Below are 16,342 nucleotides of genomic sequence, written 5' to 3'. Positions count from 1 at the left end.
GCGCTACGGATTAACGCAACGCGTTAGCCTTAAGGGGGTTCTAGATGACCACGGGCGACGAATCCAGGGGCGGACCCGCCGGGTCCCGCCCGGTGCTCTTCTTCCACGCGGCCGTGCTCGGCACCTTCCTGGCCGCCTCGGCCGCGCCCACCCCCCTGTACCGGTTCTACCAGGAGGCCTTCGCGCTGCCGCCGGTCGTCACCACCGCGGTGTTCGCCGTCTACGCGCTGGCGCTCCTGGCGGCGCTCCTCGTGGCCGGGTCGGTGTCGGACCATCTCGGCCGCCGGCCGGTGATCTTCGCGGCCCTCCTCGTCGAGATGGCCGCGATGGCCCTGTTCGCGACCGCGGACGGGGCCGGGTCGCTCGTGGCGGCGCGCGTCGTCCAGGGCCTCGCGACTGGGATCGCGGCGAGCTCGCTCGGGGCGGCCCTGGTCGATCTCGACCGCGCGCGGGGGCCCCTGGTCAACGCCCTCGCGCCCCTCGTCGGGATGGCGGCGGGCGCCCTCGGCACCAGCGCCCTCCTGCAGGTCGGCCCGCATCCGCTCCGGCTCGTCTACCTGCTGCTGGGAGGCCTGTTCGCGGTCCAGGCGCTCCTCCTGTGGCGGACGCCGGAGACCGGCGGCGGACGGTCCGGCCCGCTGCGCGGGATCCTGCTCTCCCTGAGGCCGCGGGTCGTGGTGCCGGCGCGGGCCCGGCGGCCCCTCGCCGCGGTCACGCCGATCAACGTGGCGACCTGGATGCTCGGGGGCTTCTACCTGTCGCTCGTCCCCGCGCTGGTCGTGGCCGCCACCGGGAGCCGGGCGCCGCTCACGGGCGGCGCGGTGGTCGCGGCGCTGATGCTGGCCGGCGCGGTCGCGGTCGCCCTGCGGCGGACGCGGCCCGCCGGGTCCAACCTCACGGCCGGTACCCTCGCGATGGTGTCGGGCCTCCTCGTCGTGCTGGCGGGCGTGCACGGGGCGAACGTGCCGGTGATGATCGGCGGCACGCTCCTGGGAGGGGCCGGGTTCGGGACGAACTTCCTCGGCGCCCTCGGGACCATCATGCCGCTCGCGACGCCCACCGAGCGGGCCGAGCTGCTGTCGGCCTACTACCTCCAGAGCTACCTCGCCTTCAGCCTGCCCGCGATCCTCGCCGGCTGGCTGGTGCGGACGATCGGCTACCCGGCGACGGCGGACGCCTACGCGGCGGTGATCGTCGCCATGAGCGCCGCCGGCCTCCTGGCCCGCCGGGCGATGGCCGCCCGACCCGTCGCCGCCGGGTGACCGGGGGCGACCGCGGCCCGCGCCGGCCGTCCCGTCCTCACCCGAACAGGGGCGTGCCCCCGCCGAGATCCAGGGTGGCCACGGGCGCGATCGTGGAGAAGCGGCCCATTCCGTGCCGGGACGGCCTGCCCCGACGGCGCACGACCTCGCGCTCGAAGGCGATGAAGGCCTCCGGCCGGCCCTCCCGCCCCAGCAGCGGCCGCACGTCGATCTCGCACAGATAGGCCTCGCCGTCCTTCCGGTAGTTCTGCAGGCATCCGAGGAAGCGCCCCTCCGTCCGCAGGGCGCGCCGGACGCTGCCCGCCACCTCCCGGTTCGTCCCCGGCCCCTGCAGGCGGCGCGGCGAGGCTCCCCGCCATTCCTCGGCGGGGTAGCCGCTCAGGCGGGCGAAGGCGGGGTTGGCGTAGAGCACGGCGGGGCCCGGCGGCACCAGATCGGCATCGGTGACGATCACCGCGAGGTCGAGCGGTTCCGCGAACAGGCGCACGAGGTCGATGAGATCCATCTCGGGACTCGGGGAAGAGCACCGGGAGGCTAATTCGGCACGCGTTAACGATTGGTGTCGCCGAAGGGGGAAGCCCGGCGCCCGTCCCCGACCCGAATTCACACCTCGTTGAGGAGCCCGGGCGCGGCGCCGCGCCCGGGCTCCCGGTCCGCGACGGCGCGCCCGGCAGACGGACTAGGCCGAGCGGCAGTGAACAATCCGTGAATTCGCGGAGCCGGCGCGGCTCCGCGGCCGGCCTTCCTCGGGCCGATCTCCTTTCGCGATCGTAAATTGTCATTTCATGAAGCCGGTCCGGAGCATCCGAGCCGGTTGGTCGCATCGGAACTCAAGCGCGTTCAGTACCGAAGGCACAAACTTCAGGTTGATATCGGAATTACATATGATGCGATTCGACCAGGGGTTAATCCTGTGCGGTTATGGCCGAGGGATAGACGGTCCGATTCAGTTCCTGATCGTTGCAAGACCCTCTTAATCGACATTGCTCCGTATGACGTCGCGGGGGCGAGCCGATGCTCGACGAACAGAAGAGGGTGGCATGGCGATGTTTCGATCCGGGGCCGAGACCAGGCTGAGCGCCATCTCGCGGTCGCAGGCCATCATCGAGTTCGCGCTCGACGGCACGATCCTGACGGCGAACGAGACCTTCCTCACCCTGGTCGGCTACGGTCTCGACGAGATCCGGGGCCGGCACCACGGCCTCTTCGTCCCCGAGGACGAGCGGAACGGCGACGCCTACCGGCAGTTCTGGGACGCCCTGCGGCGCGGCGAGGCGCGGGTGGCGGAGTTCCGGCGCATCGGCAAGGGTGGCCGCGAGGTCTGGATCCAGGGCTCCTACAACCCGATCCTCGGCCGCGGCGGCAAGCCCACCGGCGTGCTGAAATGCGCCACCGACGTCACCGCCCAGAAGCGGCGCACCGCCGATTTCGAGGGCCAGGTGCGGGCCATCCAGCGCGCGCAGGGCGTGATCGAGTTCACCCTCGACGGCACCGTCCTCACCGCCAACGCCAACTTCCTCGCCCTGGTCGGCTACACCCTCGACGAGATCCGCGGCCGGCCCCACGCGATGTTCGTGGCCGAATCCGAGCGCGACACCCCCGCCTACCGGCAGTTCTGGGAGAACCTGCGGCGCGGCGACTTCCAGTCCGCCGAGTACCGGCGCATCGGCAAGGGCGGCCGCGAGGTCTTCATCCAGGCCACCTACAATCCGATCCTGGACGCGGCCGGGCGCCTCGTGAAGGTGGTGAAATTCGCCACCGACGTCACCGCGGCGGCCCTGGACCGCCGCGAGCGGGCGCGGCTGCACAGGGCCATCGACGGCGACCTCGACGGCATCGCGGCCTCGATCACCCGGGCCTCCGAGCAGGCGATCGGCGCCGCGGGGGCCTCCGAGGAGGTCTCCGGCACCGCTCAGAGCGTGGCCGCGGGCGCCGAGGAACTCGCCGCCTCGGTGGGCGAGATCAGCCAGCAGGTCCAGCGGGCGCTGGAGGTCGCCAGCCGCGCCGTCGCGCAGGCCAGCGCCACCTCGGCGGTGGTCGGGGGCCTCGCCGCGGCGGCCCAGCGCATCGGCGAGATCGTCGACCTCATCGACAGCATCGCCAGCCAGACCAACCTGCTGGCGCTGAACGCCACCATCGAGGCGGCCCGGGCCGGCGAGGCGGGCCGAGGCTTCGCGGTGGTCGCCGCCGAGGTCAAGAGCCTCGCCGCCCAGACCGCCCGGGCCACCGAGAGCATCGGGACGCAGATCGGCCAGACGCGGAGCGCCGCCCAGGAGGCGGCCACCGCCATCGCCGGGATCGGCGCCACGATCGGCGAGGTCAACGCGATCTCGGCCGCGATCTCCTCCTCGGTCGCGCAGCAGGCCGTGGTGGCCCAGGAGATCTCGGGCAGCATGCAGGCGATGACCTCGGCGGTCTCCGACATCTCCCGGAGCGTCGGGCTGATCGCGGAATCGACGCAGCGGGTCAGCGACTCGGCCCGGCAGGTCCGCGACTCCTCGCGCAGCATGGTGGCCTGAGGGCGTCCCTCTCAGGCCGGGATCCGCACCGTCGCGCGCAGGCCCCCGAGGGGGCTGTCGTGGAGCGCGATGTCGCCGCCATGCGCCCGGGCGATGTCGAGCGCGATGGCGAGGCCGAGGCCGGAGCCGCCCGCGTCCTGGCGGGCATCGTCGAGGCGCACGAAGGGCTTGAACACCTCCTCGCGCTGGTCCGGCGGGATCCCGGGCCCGTCGTCGTCGATCGAGACGGCGAGCCAGCGGCTCTCCTGGCGGGCCGTGAGCGCGATCGTCTCGCCGTAGCGCGCCGCATTCGCCGCGAGGTTGAACAGGCAGCGCCGGAACGCGTCGGGCCGCACCGTCGCGCGGGCCGCGCCCTCCACCGTCACCTCGCTCACGTGGCCGCCGAGCCGCTCCACGTCCGTGCGCAGGTCCTCCAGCACCGCGCGCAGGTCGACGGCGACCGCCTGCTCGCCCGAATCGCCCCGCGCGAAGGCGAGGTAGGCCTCCAGCATCCGGCTCATCTCGTCGACGTCGCGCAGCAGGTCGTCGATCTCCGGCCCCTGCTCGAGGAGCGCCAGCGAGAGGCGAAAGCGGGTCAGGATGGTGCGCAGGTCGTGGCTGACCCCGTTCAGCATCGTGGTGCGCTGGTCCATCGCCCGCTCGATGCGCCGCTTCATCTCGATGAAGGCGTGGCCGGCCTTGCGCACCTCGCGGGCGCCGCGGGGCCGGAACTCCACTTCGCGGCCCTTGCCGAAGCTCTCGGCGACGTCCGCGAGGCGCAGGATCGGCCGGATCTGGTTGCGCAGGAACAGGATCGCCACCCCGAGCAGCACCAGCGAGGTGCCGCCCATCCAGAGCAGGAAGATGTGCGAGTTCGACGCGTAGGCCTGGCTGCGCCGGGCGATCACCCGCATCACCCCGCCCGGGATCTCGACCCGGATCTCGATCAGGCTGGAGCGGCCCACCGTGTCGATCCAGAACGGCCGCTTGATCTGGCGGCGGATCTCGTCCGAGAGCGCCTCGTCGAGGAGCGAGAAGAAGGGCCGCGGCCCCGGCGGCGGGATCTTCGCGCCCTCCAGGACGTCCACGTCGAGGTTGAGGCGCTCGGCCGCGATCCGCTCCAGCGTCTCCGCGTCCCGGTCCTGCGGGTAGCTCTCGTAGATGTCGATCAGCGCCGCCACGTCCGCCGTGACGGCGGCCGAGAGGCGGCGGGTCACGAGCTGCCAGTGCCGCTCCATGAAGGTGTAGGCGATCACCGATTGCAGCAGGACGACCGGCGCGATGATGATGATGAGCGAGCGGGCGTAGAGACCCTTGGGCAGCCGCTCGCTGAAGGCCCGTCCGACCCGGCGCCACAGGGCGCGGGGCGCGGCGAGCCCCGCCCGGGCCGCCGCGCGGCCCCCGCGCGGCACGGCGGCGAGCCCGCCGGGCAGCGCCACCGGGCTAGTCCAGGACGAGCCGGTAGCCGACGCCCCGGACCGTCTGCAGGTAGCGGGGATTGGCCGGATCGTCCTCCAGCTTGCGGCGCAGGCGGTTCATCTGCACGTCGATGGTGCGCTCGTTGCCGGCCTCCGCCCCGCTGCTCAGCGCCTCGCGGGCGACGTGGCCGCCCCGCGCGGAGGCCAGGATGGTGAGGATCTCGCGCTCGCGCTCGCTCAGCCGGATCGGCTCCTCGTCGCGGGCGAGTTCGCCGCGCTCGACCCGGAACAGGAAGGGGCCGAACCGCACCGCGTCGAGGGGGGCTGCCCCGCCCGCGGGCTGGCTGCGCGCGCCCCGGCGCAGGATGTTGTTGAGCCGCAGGATCAGCTCGCGGGGCTCGAAGGGCTTGGGCAGGTAGTCGTCCGCGCCGATCTCCAGTCCCGTCACCCGGTCGTTGGGGTTCGAGCGGGCGGTGAGCATCAGGATCGGCACCTGCGAGGTCAGGCGGATCTGGCGGGCGTAGTCGAACCCGGTCTCGCCCGGCATCATCACGTCGAGGACCAGGGCGTCGAAGACCAGATGGGCGCCCTTCGCCCGCGCCTCCGCGGCGCTCGCCGCCGCCGTGACGCGGAATCCCTGATCGTAGAGGAAGCGCGAGAGCAGGTCGCGCAGGCGCCGGTCGTCGTCGACGACGAGGATGTGGGGCGCGTGGTCGGGCAGGTCCGCCCGGGCGGCGAGCGCCGTCATCGCCTCACGCCTCCCCGGCGGAGCGCAGCTCCGCCCCGGAGCGCAGCTCCGCCCCGGGGCGGACCGCGTCCGGCGCGCCGACCAGCCGGCCCACCGCCGCCCGGTTGTCCGGGTCGATCATCGCCAGGAGGAGGCGGCTCGCGGGGAGGCGGGCGCCCGGGCCGGCCTCGGCCAGCGCCCGGCGCACCCGCTCGCCCTGGACGCGGGCGAGGTCCGCCGCGAGGCGCCGCCCCTCGGGCGTGCAGGTGAGGAGCCGGTGGCGGCGGTCGCTCGTGCCGGCCCGCTGCGCGATGTAGCCCGTCTCGATCAATTCCTTGAGCACCCGGTTGAGGCTCTGCTTCGTGATGCGCAGGATATCGAGGAGTTCGGCGATCGTGAGGCCGGGATTGCGCGCCACGAAGTGCAGCACCCGGTGATGCGCCCGCCCGAACCCGTACTCGGCCAGGATGCGGTCGGGGTCGGAGACGAAGTCCCGGTAGGCGAAGAACAGGAGCTCGATCAGGTCGTAAGGGTGGGCGGCCTCGGGCGGCTCGCCGTCGGGGCGGTCCTCGTTGGCGGCCCGCAGCGGCGCGGCGCCCGCGGGGGCGAGGTCCCGCGGGGCGGGCCGGGTCCGGGCCACGGGGTTTCCGGTCCTGTCCATGCTCTCGCCCCGCTCGCGCGGCCCGCCGGGAGGCGGCCCGATTTACGTCAGCCTTGTTGACATATCTCAGCCCGGTTGATACCCGTCAACCCCGCTGGCGCAACGAACGTACGCGATCCGTGCCGTCGGAGCACGAAGATTGCGAGCCAGCCCGCCCTCGCGGAAACGAACCGCAACCGAGGATCAACGTCATGTCCGTTATCCCCTTCGACCAGCGTGAAGGCCACATCTGGTTCGACGGCCGCATGGTGCCGTGGGCGGACGCGAAGATTCACGTACTCAGCCACGGGCTGCACTACGGCTCCTGCGTGTTCGAGGGCGAGCGCGCCTATGGCGGCCGCATCTTCAAGAGCACCGAGCATTCCCAGCGCCTGCGCCGCTCGGCGGAGCTCCTCGACTTCGAGGTGCCGTTCTCGGTGGCCGAGATCGACGCCGCCAAGGCGCTCGTCCTCAAGGAGAGCGGCCTCAAGGACGCCTATCTGCGCCCGGTGGCGTGGCGCGGCTCGGAGATGATGGGCGTCTCGGCGCAACACAACACCATCCACCTCGCCATCGCGGCCTGGGAATGGCCGAGCTACTTCGACCCGGCCACCAAGATGAAGGGCATCCGCCTCGACATGGCCGAGTACCGCCGGCCCGACCCGCGCACCGCGCCCTCGTCCTCGAAGGCGGCGGGCCTGTACATGATCTGCACCATCTCCAAGCACCGGGCCGAGAAGAAGGGCTACGCGGATGCCCTGATGCTCGACTGGGAGGACAACGTGGCCGAGTGCACCGGCGCCAACGTGTTCTTCGTCAGGGACGGGGCGATCCACACCCCGCTCGCCGACCGGTTCCTGAACGGCCTCACCCGCCAGACGGTGATCGAGCTGGCCCGCCGCCGCGGCATCGCGGTGATCGAGCGGCGGATCCGGCCCGAGGAATTGGCGGATTTCTCCGAGTGCTTCATCACCGGCTCGGCCGCCGAGGTGACCCCGGTCGCCGAGGCCGGTCCCTACCGGTTCGTGCCCGCGGACCTGACCCGCACGCTGATGGACGATTACAGCGCCGAGGTGCAGCCCCGGGCGGAAGCCGCCTGAGGACCTGCCCGGCCGCGGGGACGACCCGCGGCCCACGCGGGGTTGCCCCCGCGGCCGGGTTCGGCCGCGGAACACGACGGCGCGCGGTGCGTTCTCGCTTCGAGAACATTACGCGAACACAGGAGTCGTGATGACCAAGGCCCAGCAGGCGCCGAACCCGAAGACCGCGGCGCCCGAGGCGCAGGAGCCCTCGAACCGGATCAAGGACCCGAAGGACTGGACGACGGGCGGCGAGCCGATGACCGGCGCGCAGGCCTCCTACCTCAAGACCTTGTCGGAGCAGGCCGGGGAGGAGGGCGCCTACGATCCGGATCTCGACAAGGCCGAGGCCTCCGAGCGCATCGACGCCCTGCGCAAGGCCACCGGCAAGGAGTGAAGGCCGGGCGGAGGTCTGTCCGGGACGGGAAGTGTCCCGGGATCGACGTTTCCGGGATCCTCTTAACTGACGGTGAGGAGTTCCCCTGCATTCTGTCCGCACCTGCAAGGCTGTCCGGAGACACTTGAGGCGCCGCGAGGCCCACCCCCGCTCGGGGGCGGGAGGCGCCGCGGATGTCGCCGGACGGTCGTGCTTCGCTTGGCGAAGGGGAGGGGGTCGTGCTCGGAAGATGGCTGCGCCGCGGCACGGTCCGGCGATTCCTGCGCGATGCGGCGGGGGCGACGGCGATCGAGTACGGGATCCTGGTCTGCTTCATCTTCCTGGCGCTGATCACCGGGATCGCCGCCTTCGGCAACTCGACCGGCAACATCTACAGCAACATGAGCAACCGCGTGACGGGCGTGCTGTCGCGCTAGAGCATTGTCCGACGAAGTGGATACCGGTTCGTCGCAGAGAACGCCTAAAAATCAAAGACCTGGAGCCGTGTCCGATGGCAACGTGATCGGATTCTGCTCTGGAGACCGCTGGTGTGACAACCTCCAGGGCCGTGTGCGACGGTCCGGGCCCGATTCGTCGTCGATCCTGCGGCGGACGCAGGCCGCCGGAGCAGGCATCCCGTTCCATCCCAGCGGGACGCCTGATCCCGCCCGGACCGGCGCGCGACCCGGAGGAAGAGGGCCGATCCATGGAGACCGCGATCCTCACGGCGGCGACGGGCCTGGCCGGTTCCCTGGTGGGGGCGATGTCGTCGATGGCGACGACTTGGCTCACCCAGCGCGGCCAGCAGCAGGCGCAGCAGCGGGCGCAGGAGGCCGCCAAGCGCGAGGCGCTCTACGAGGCGTTCATCGCCGAGGCGGCCCGGTGCCTGGCCGATGCCATGACCCACGACCCGGACGGCCCCGAGCTCATCGTCGGCCTCTTCGCCCTGATCGGGCGCATGCGCCTGCGCTCGTCGCGCCCGGTGATCGCGGCGGCCGAGCGCCTGATGCAGCACGTGGTCGAAACCTACACCTCGCCCAACCTGACGTTCCACGAGATCCGCCTCAAGTTCGAGGCGGGCGAGATCCCGGACCCGCTCGCCGCGTTCGGTGAGGCGTGCCGGCGGGAGCTGGAATCCCTGGGGCCGTGAGCCGGAACCCGGTGCCGCCTACGCCGCGTCGACCCCGAGATTGTCGAGGCATTGCCGGATCTGGCCCGCGAGCGCGTCCGCCAGCGGCAGGGGCGCGGCGCCCCGGTGGCGCAGGAGGCCGACCCGGAAGGCGGGCAGCGCCGGGAACCCGTCGGCGGGCGAGAGGATGCGCATCCCGGGCCGGAGCGCGCTCTCGGGCAGCACCGAGACCGCGAGCCCGGCCAGCACCGCCGCGCCCACCGCCGTGGAGCTCCAGCTCACGAACAGGATCCGGCTCGGGCGGGAGACCCGCTCCAGGGCCGCGAGCGCCGCCGCGCGCCAGATGCAGGCCGGGCGCCCGAGCGCCAGCGGCAGCGGCGTCTGCGCGTGGGTGGCGTGGCGGCTCGACCCGACCCAGAGCAGGGCCTCGGTGCGCAGCGTCTCGATGCTGCCGCGCTGGCGCGCCTCCGTGATGATCGCGAGGTCGAGGTCCCCGCTCTCGATCCGCCCCACCAGCATGTCGGTGGGCTCGCAGGCCACCGTCACCTCGGCGCGCGGATGCGCGCGGGAGAAGCGCCCCAGGATCTCCGGCAGGTAGCGGTCGGCGTAGTCGTCCGGCAGGCCGAGCCGCACCCGGCCCGCGAGGTCGCCCTCCTCGAAATTGGCCAGGCACTCGGCCTGCAGCCGCACGATGCGCCGCGCGTAGTCGAGGAGCCGCTCGCCGGCATCGGTGAGCCGCACGCCCCGTCCGGACCGGCAGAACACCTCGCGCCCGACCCGCCCCTCCAGCCGCTTCATCTGCATCGACACGGCCGATTGCGTCTTGTGCACGATCTCGGCCGCCTGCGTGAAGGAGCCGGTGTCGGCGATGGCCACGAGCGTGCGCAGCTGGTCGATGTCGAGAGGGTGCACGGGGCCGTCCTCCATCACTTTCCGTGATGTAACGCATCTCAAGCATTCGCTCAACGGATCGGTCGAACGGGCGTATGGATAACCCTGCGGCACGCCCCGGAACGGCGGCCGCCGGAGGTCACGATGAGTCTCGGTTTCGCTCCCCTCGGTCTTCTCTCGCTGGTCCTGCGGGCCGGTCGCGTGGCCGCTCAGGGCGGGGTGGCGATTCTCCGACTCATCGCCCACCGGCGCGCCGCCCACCGCCTCGCCGACCTCGACGACCGCATGCTCAAAGATCTCGGGCTCAGCCGCTGCGAGGTGGCGGGCGCCCTCCAACTCCCGTGGCGGGAGGACCCGACCCTGCACCTGGCGGATCGACGCCACGCGAAGTCTCTGGGCGCATCAACGGTGCGCGTGAGCATCGTGGCCCGCGACGGCCGCGTCGTCGCCCGCCCGGGTGCCGGGCGCGGGGCCGCCGCCTGAGGCGGGTCGGTCGCCCGGTGCCCGGACGGGCACCGGCGCGGCCGCGCGCCGCTCCAGCACGCCGACCACCCGGAAGGCGGCGAGGAGGGCGAGCGTCCCGAAGGCGATCGAGCCCAGGCCGACGCCGACGAGCACGCCCTCCGGCCCCCCGAGCCGGGCGCCGAGCAGCGCGAACGGCATGGTGCCGAGCGTCGCCCGGCCCCAGTTGAAGGCCGTGGAGGCGAGCGGGAAGCCGAGATTGTTGAAGGCCGCGTTCGCCAGGAACAGCAGCCCGTTGAAGAACCAGATCCCGCCGCCCACGAGGCCGAAGAAGGTCACGAGCCGGGCCGCCTCGCCGTCGAGGGCGAAGGCCTGCGCGAGCGCCCCGCGCCCGAGGGCCAGCACCAGCCAGACGGCGACGAGGTAGAGGGCGGTGACCAGCACCCCGTCGCGCAGGGTCGCGCGCATGCGGTCGAAGCGCGCCGCGCCCCAGTTCTGGCCGAGGATCGGCCCGATCGCCCCCGAGAGCGCGAACAGCCCCCCGAACGCGAAGGGGATCAGCCGCTCGATCACCGCGCTCGCCGCCACGGCCTGGGTGCCGAACCCCGCCATCACCTGCGCCTGGAAGGCGCTCGCCACCGGGGGCGCGAAGTTGGTCAGCACCGCCGGGAGCGCGATGCGCAGCACCGCCGGGGCATCGGCGCGGAGATCGGCGAGCCGGGGCGCCGCCACCATCCGGTGGACGCGCACGGCCCCCTGCCAGCCGATCGCCGCGAAGGCGAACCGCACCGCCACCACGCTGAGCGCCGCCCCGTCGAGGCCGAGCCCGAGGCCGAAGATGAGGAGCGGGTCGAGCGCCGCTGCCACCACGGCCCCGCCCACCGTCACGGCGCTGGAGCGGCGGGCATCCGCCACCGCCCGCAGCACCCCCGAGAGCCCCATGCCCAGCGCCATCAGGGGCAGCCCCGGCAGCGAGATCAGAAGGAAGCGCCGCGCCGCCGGGAGGGTCTCCGGCCCCGCCCCGACGAGCCGCAGCAGCGGGTCGAGGGCGGGCAGCATCGCGGCGACGAGCAGCAGGGAGGCGCCGACATTGAGCACCATGGCGGAGGCGGCGACGCGCCGCGCGCCCTCCCGGTCGCCGGCCCCGAGCGCCCGCGCCACCAGCGCGCCGACCGCGATCATGGTGCCGACGTTGAGGGCGATGCCGAAGACCTGGAGGATGCTGGCGAAGCCCACCGCCGCCGTCAGGCGCGGATCGCCGAGCCAGGACACGTAGAGGAGGGCCAGGAGGTCGACGGCGAAGACCGCCATCAGCCCGGCCGAGCCCGCCGCTCCCATCACGGCGACGTGCCGGAGCGTCGAGCCCGTGACGAAGGCCGCCCGGGCGGCCGGAGCGGGGGGCGCCGCCTCAGGCGTCATCGGAGACCGGCTCCGGTTCGGGCTGCGCCGCCTCGGGCGCCGGCGCGGGGGGCCGCTCCCGGGCGATGATGTCCTGCGTCTCCTGGGTCAGCGCCCGGGAGGCCCGCTGCGGCGCCGTGAGGGGCTCGGGCTTGATGCGCCCGAGGCTGCGCAGCGGGTCGGCGCGGTCGAAGGGCTCGCCCGCCTGCTGCAGGACCAGCCGGGCGACGTCGCGCTTGCGCACGTCCTCGGCGATGGCGGCGGCCTCCGGCGCCGGCACGCCCAGCGCCTCCAGGGTGGCGCGCCCGAAGGCCAGCGCCGATTCGGCGGTCTCGCGGATCACGAAGTCGACGTCCCGGTTCATGGCCTCGATCGCCTGCACCCGGTCGAACACCCGCACGTAGGTGCGGGCGGAGGGGAATTCGGCGTGCACGAGGTCGATGATCTTGAGGGTCTCGTCGGGGTCGTCGATGCAGATGCAGATCAGCTCGGCCCGGCCCGCGCCCGAGGCGCGCAGCACGTCGAGGCGGGTGCCGTCGCCGTAATAGACCCGGAAGCCGAAGCGCGAGGCGTTGCGGATCTGCTCCACGTCCTTGTCGATCACCGTGATGCTGACGCCCTGCGCCAGCAGCACCTGGTTGAGGATCTGGCCGAAGCGCCCGAAGCCGATCACCAGCACGCGGGCCTCGGTGGTCTCGATCACGTCGTAGGCGGGCTCCATCTCCTCGGTCCGCCGCCGGGCGATGAGGGCGTCGATCCCCTTGGCGACGAGGGGGCCGACCAGCATGGTGACCGCCGCGAGCGCGATGGAGAGCCGCCCGGCCGTGCCCTCGACGATGCCGAGCTCGGTCCCGAGGGGCAGCAGCACGAAGGCGAACTCCCCCGCGGGCGCCAGCACGGCCGCGCCGCGCAGGGCGTCGAGCCAGGGCGAGCCGAACATCCGGAACAGCCCCGCCACCAGGGCGGTCTTGAGCAGGATCGCCGAGACCATGGCGACCGAGAGCCCGAGCCAGTGCTCGCGCACCAGCGCCACGTCGATCGCCATGCCGACGCTCATGAAGAACAGGCCGAGCAGCATGCCGCGGAAGGGCTCGATATCCGCCTCGAGCTGGTGGCGGAAATTCGATTCGGCGAGCAGCAGCCCGGCCAGGAACGCGCCCATCGCCATCGAGAGCCCGACCTCCTCCATCAGGAGCGCGGTGCCGAGCACCACCAGGAGGGCCGCGGCCGTCATCACCTCGCGGGCGCCGCTCGCGGCGAGCAGCCGGAAGAACGGGTTGAGGCCGTAGCGCCCCACCAGCACCACCGCCAGGATCGCCGCCACCGCGGTGCCCGAGGAGCGCAGGGCCTCCGCCACCCAGTTCCCGCTCGCCGCCGTGCCGGTGGTGGCGAGCAGCGGCAGCAGCGCCAGGATCGCCACCACCGACAGGTCCTGGAACAGCAGCACCGCGAAGGCGCGCTGGCCGTAGGGCGCGCCGAGGTCGCGCCGCTCCTCCAGCAATTGCAGGGCGACCGCGGTGGCCGAGAGGGCGAGCGCGGTTCCCGCCACCACGGCGGCCGCGGGCGGCAGCCCCTCCAGCACCGCGAGCCCCCCGAGCGCCGCCGCGCAGGTGACGAGCTGGAGCGTGCCGAGGCCCAGGATGTCGCGGCGCATGGAGATCAGCCGCGACAGTTCGAGTTCGAGCCCGACGATGAACAGGAGCAGCACCACGCCGAGTTCGGAGACGCTGCGCGCCGTCTCGGGATCGGGGATCAGCGACAGGCCGGAGGGCCCGATCACCACGCCGGCGAGCAGGTAGCCGAGGACGGCGCTCTGGCCGAGCAGGCGCAGGATCGGCACGCCGATCACCGCGGCCGACAGGAAGGTGAGGACCGGCGGCAGGAAGCTGGCGTGGTCGGCGGCGCTCGCCATCGCGGATGCGGCTCCGGGTGAGGGCAGGGGACCGCACCCATAACCCGGGGTTGCGGCACAGGCGAGGCGGCCGCCGCCTGCGGCTTGCATCGCATCGGTCATCGGTTATCCGGGGCCCGCCGGTGCCCATGGGAGGAGGCCGCGTGTTTCTCGTCTGGATCAAGCTCGTCGTGACGCCGCTCCTGATGGGGCTCGTCTCCCTCGCCGGCCGGCGCTGGGGCGGGCTCGTCGGCGGGGTGGTGGCGGGGCTGCCCCTGACCTCCGGCCCGATCTCCGTCTACCTCGCGCTGGAGCAGGGGCCGGCCTTCGCGGCCGGGGCGGCCGCGGGCGCGCTCCAGGGGCTCGCTGCCGTCATGGCCTCCTACGCCGCCTACGCGGTGGCGTCCCGGCGATGGGGCCTCGCGGGCAGCGTGCTGGCGGGGCTCGGCGCCTACGCGGCCTGCGCGGTCGCGCTCCTGCGGATCGGCAGCGACGGCCTCGCCCTCGCCCTCTGCCTCGCCGCGCTCCTCGTCGCGCTGCGCCCCGAGGCCGGGGAGGGGCGGGCGGCGGGCGGTGCCGCCCCGTCGCGCTTCGACCTGCCGGCCCGGATGGCGGCGGCCACGCTCCTGGTCCTCGGCGTCACCGGCGCCGCCCCGCATCTCGGCCCGACCCTGAGCGGCCTCGCCTCGCCGATCCCGGTGCTCGGCTGGCCGCTGATCGTCTTCGCTCATCGGCAGGGCGGCGGGGCGGAGGCCCGGGCCACGCTGCGGGGCATCGCGGCGGGTTCGCTCGGCGTCGTCCTGTTCAACCTCGTTGTCGCCCACGGCCTCGTCCGCGACGGGCTCCTCCCGACCTACGCGCTCGCCTTCCTCACCTCCTGCGCCGTGTCCGGCGCCACCGGGCTCGTCCTGCGCCGGCTGGCGCCGGCCGCCCGATGAGTCCGCCGCCCGCCGCGGCGTCCCTGGCCGAGGCGCTGCGGCAGGCGATCCTGCGCGGGGTCCATCCGGCCGGCGCGCGGCTAAGCCAGGACGCCGTCGCGGCGCAGTACGGGACGAGCCAGACCGTCGCGCGGGAGGCGTTCCGGGACCTCGCCGGGAAGGGTATCCTCGTCGCCGAGCCGCGGCGCGGCGTGTACGTCCCCGCCCTTACGCGCGAGGAGGTCGAGGAGATCACGCGGCTGCGCGTGCTGCTCGAGGTCCAGGCCCTCGCATGGGCGATCCGGCGCCCCTCTCCGCATCGCCCCTGTCGGGGACTGCCGTCGACGTCGCGCGACGAGAGGGTCCGGGCCTGGCGGGGACGGGCGCTCTCCGCGCCTCGTCCTCGGCTGCTCGCGCGATGGATGCGGGCTCCGCGGTGGGGCCGCCGCCCGGTAGGGGAAGCGCAGCTTTCCGCTTGACGGGAGCGACCGCAGTGTGGCGCCTGCGTGGGAGGCGGCGCATTCCGCAGGGTTGTCGCAGGTCTGTCGGGCCCGGGGCCCCTCGTCCAATCCCGTGCGGCTCAAACGAGGACGAGCATGACCGCCTACGTCATCAGCCTGCCGCCGGAGCTGCAGCGATCAGCGCCTCACCTGGTCGGCGCGATCGAGGCGACCGGAGGTGTCCTGCTCTGGGAAAACGTGTGGCTGATCGACCGCGAGGAGCATCCCAGCCACACCTTCCAGCTTGCTTTCTCGGGCGGTGCATTCGCGTTTCCTGCCACGCACGAAGAATTCTGGATTTCGATCGGCCCGAGATGTTCTGTCGAGGCCCGCAAATTTTTGACGGACAAGGTTTACAGGAGGCGAAATCTCTCATCGGGATCGCGGTCGCCGGAGGGGAAATACAGATATATCGGTGGAGGTGAGCGGCTGTTCAGGCCCATCATCGAGAAATTTGAATTCCGGCAGCAGGAGAGCGGGCTGACGACACCGCTCTGCGAAATCATGGCGAGACATGGCAGCGACAAGGCCTTGGGATGGCATAATTACACGCCATTCTACTCCGTCTTGTTTGGTGAAATTTCTGATCCTATCACGTCCCTGTTCGAGGTCGGCCTCGGCACGAACTTCGCCGACATGCCCTCGAACATGGGACCGGACGGTGTTCCGGGCGCATCTCTGCGCGGCTGGAAGGCGTATTTTCCCGAAGCCCTGATTTACGGTGGCGACATCGACAAACGTATCTTGTTCTCGGAAGAGCGAATTCAAACGTACTTCATCGATCAGCTGGTGCCGGATACGCTCGAAGGCTTGTGGCGCCATATCCCGCATATATCGTTCGATATCTTCATCGATGACGGCCTGCATGAATTGGAGGCCGGGATGAATACATTCAAGACATCGTTCGATCGTGTGCGCCCGGGTGGCTTCTATGTCATCGAGGACGTTTTGCTCAATCAGCTGGATCGCTACGTGGAATTCCTGGAGGCTGCCGGCATCGACGCCGTTGCGGTCGAGCTGAGCCACCCGTTCAACACGTTCGACAATTGCATCATCGTTGCTGGCCGTCCGAAGCGTGCTCTGTCGCCGTGACGGCCCGAAGCCGAGCCGTCCGCCGGACGGAGAGGCGAGCCTGAGGGACGCGTCGTCCGGAC

General features: G+C 72.3%; 17 protein-coding genes. 10 read left to right on the top strand and 7 right to left on the bottom strand.

The window, feature by feature from the left end; all coding sequences use genetic code 11:
• Positions 1–44 precede the first annotated feature (44 nt).
• On the top strand, positions 45–1,262 hold the full coding sequence (locus ACW9J6_RS21420) for an MFS transporter (protein WP_457118539.1): 1,218 nt from the start codon (positions 45–47) through the stop codon (positions 1,260–1,262).
• Between the two features lie 37 nt (positions 1,263–1,299).
• On the opposite strand, the gene ACW9J6_RS21415 is transcribed toward ACW9J6_RS21420, so the two are convergent.
• Complete coding sequence (locus ACW9J6_RS21415; RefSeq protein ID WP_457118538.1) at positions 1,300–1,767, bottom strand: PAS domain-containing protein; 468 nt, start codon at positions 1,765–1,767, stop codon at positions 1,300–1,302.
• Between the two features lie 535 nt (positions 1,768–2,302).
• Between ACW9J6_RS21415 and ACW9J6_RS21410 the strand changes: the two genes are divergently transcribed.
• Positions 2,303–3,781: a methyl-accepting chemotaxis protein gene (locus tag ACW9J6_RS21410; RefSeq protein ID WP_457118537.1), complete on the top strand. Its 1,479-nt coding sequence runs from the start codon at positions 2,303–2,305 to the stop codon at positions 3,779–3,781.
• 11 nt (positions 3,782–3,792) lie between these two features.
• Here the strand turns inward: ACW9J6_RS21410 and ACW9J6_RS21405 are convergent, their stop codons facing one another.
• Genes ACW9J6_RS21405 through ACW9J6_RS21395 form a run of 3 tightly spaced genes read right to left on the bottom strand, consistent with a single transcriptional unit; the run spans position 3,793 to position 6,566 of the window.
• A complete protein-coding gene (locus ACW9J6_RS21405; protein ID WP_457118579.1) occupies positions 3,793–5,172 on the bottom strand; it encodes an ATP-binding protein in 1,380 nt (459 codons plus the stop codon).
• Positions 5,173–5,203: 31 nt separating this feature from the next.
• Positions 5,204–5,926: a response regulator gene (locus ACW9J6_RS21400; protein ID WP_457118536.1), complete on the bottom strand. Its 723-nt coding sequence runs from the start codon at positions 5,924–5,926 to the stop codon at positions 5,204–5,206.
• A 4-nt stretch (positions 5,927–5,930) separates the two neighbouring features.
• Entirely contained in the window at positions 5,931–6,566 is a 636-nt protein-coding gene (locus ACW9J6_RS21395) for a MarR family winged helix-turn-helix transcriptional regulator (RefSeq protein ID WP_457118535.1), read from the bottom strand.
• 191 nt (positions 6,567–6,757) lie between these two features.
• Here ACW9J6_RS21395 and ACW9J6_RS21390 point away from each other — a divergent pair, with 191 nt between their 5' ends.
• The 4 genes from ACW9J6_RS21390 to ACW9J6_RS21375 all read left to right on the top strand — a co-directional run bounded on the left by ACW9J6_RS21390 (position 6,758) and on the right by ACW9J6_RS21375 (position 9,150).
• Positions 6,758–7,645, top strand: a complete 888-nt coding sequence (locus tag ACW9J6_RS21390; protein WP_457118534.1) for a branched-chain amino acid aminotransferase — start codon at positions 6,758–6,760, stop codon at positions 7,643–7,645.
• A gap of 130 nt (positions 7,646–7,775) precedes the next feature.
• Positions 7,776–8,021: a DUF3072 domain-containing protein gene (locus ACW9J6_RS21385; RefSeq protein WP_457118533.1), complete on the top strand. Its 246-nt coding sequence runs from the start codon at positions 7,776–7,778 to the stop codon at positions 8,019–8,021.
• Between the two features lie 218 nt (positions 8,022–8,239).
• Positions 8,240–8,437, top strand: coding sequence for a Flp family type IVb pilin (locus ACW9J6_RS21380; protein WP_457118532.1), 198 nt, complete (start codon positions 8,240–8,242; stop codon positions 8,435–8,437).
• A 269-nt stretch (positions 8,438–8,706) separates the two neighbouring features.
• Positions 8,707–9,150 (top strand): hypothetical protein, encoded by a 444-nt coding sequence (locus tag ACW9J6_RS21375; protein ID WP_457118531.1) that lies wholly within the window; start codon positions 8,707–8,709, stop codon positions 9,148–9,150.
• Between the two features lie 18 nt (positions 9,151–9,168).
• Here the strand turns inward: ACW9J6_RS21375 and ACW9J6_RS21370 are convergent, their stop codons facing one another.
• Positions 9,169–10,041, bottom strand: a complete 873-nt coding sequence (locus ACW9J6_RS21370; RefSeq protein ID WP_457118530.1) for a LysR substrate-binding domain-containing protein — start codon at positions 10,039–10,041, stop codon at positions 9,169–9,171.
• Positions 10,042–10,164: 123 nt separating this feature from the next.
• Between ACW9J6_RS21370 and ACW9J6_RS21365 the strand changes: the two genes are divergently transcribed.
• Positions 10,165–10,503: a DUF1127 domain-containing protein gene (locus tag ACW9J6_RS21365; protein WP_457118529.1), complete on the top strand. Its 339-nt coding sequence runs from the start codon at positions 10,165–10,167 to the stop codon at positions 10,501–10,503.
• On the opposite strand, the gene ACW9J6_RS21360 is transcribed toward ACW9J6_RS21365, so the two are convergent.
• Together ACW9J6_RS21360 and ACW9J6_RS21355 are read right to left on the bottom strand one after the other, a co-directional pair.
• Positions 10,423–11,901 (bottom strand): MATE family efflux transporter, encoded by a 1,479-nt coding sequence (locus tag ACW9J6_RS21360; RefSeq protein WP_457118528.1) that lies wholly within the window; start codon positions 11,899–11,901, stop codon positions 10,423–10,425. The genes ACW9J6_RS21365 and ACW9J6_RS21360 overlap by 81 nt on opposite strands.
• Positions 11,891–13,792, bottom strand: a complete 1,902-nt coding sequence (locus tag ACW9J6_RS21355; protein ID WP_457118527.1) for a monovalent cation:proton antiporter-2 (CPA2) family protein — start codon at positions 13,790–13,792, stop codon at positions 11,891–11,893. The genes ACW9J6_RS21360 and ACW9J6_RS21355 overlap by 11 nt, the downstream gene beginning before the upstream one ends.
• 143 nt (positions 13,793–13,935) lie before the next feature.
• Here ACW9J6_RS21355 and ACW9J6_RS21350 point away from each other — a divergent pair, with 143 nt between their 5' ends.
• The 3 genes from ACW9J6_RS21350 (at position 13,936) to ACW9J6_RS21340 (ending at position 16,280) form a co-directional block, all read left to right on the top strand.
• Positions 13,936–14,709 (top strand): hypothetical protein, encoded by a 774-nt coding sequence (locus ACW9J6_RS21350; protein WP_457118526.1) that lies wholly within the window; start codon positions 13,936–13,938, stop codon positions 14,707–14,709.
• Entirely contained in the window at positions 14,706–15,167 is a 462-nt protein-coding gene (locus ACW9J6_RS21345; protein WP_457118525.1) for a GntR family transcriptional regulator, read from the top strand. The genes ACW9J6_RS21350 and ACW9J6_RS21345 overlap by 4 nt, the downstream gene beginning before the upstream one ends.
• A gap of 117 nt (positions 15,168–15,284) precedes the next feature.
• Entirely contained in the window at positions 15,285–16,280 is a 996-nt protein-coding gene (locus ACW9J6_RS21340; protein ID WP_457118524.1) for a hypothetical protein, read from the top strand.
• The last annotated feature ends 62 nt before the right edge of the window (positions 16,281–16,342 follow it).

Source organism: Methylobacterium sp. JK268 (genome assembly GCF_054052225.1).
The sequence above is the reverse complement of the archived record's forward strand: the minus strand, read 5'-3'. Positions and strand labels throughout refer to the sequence as shown.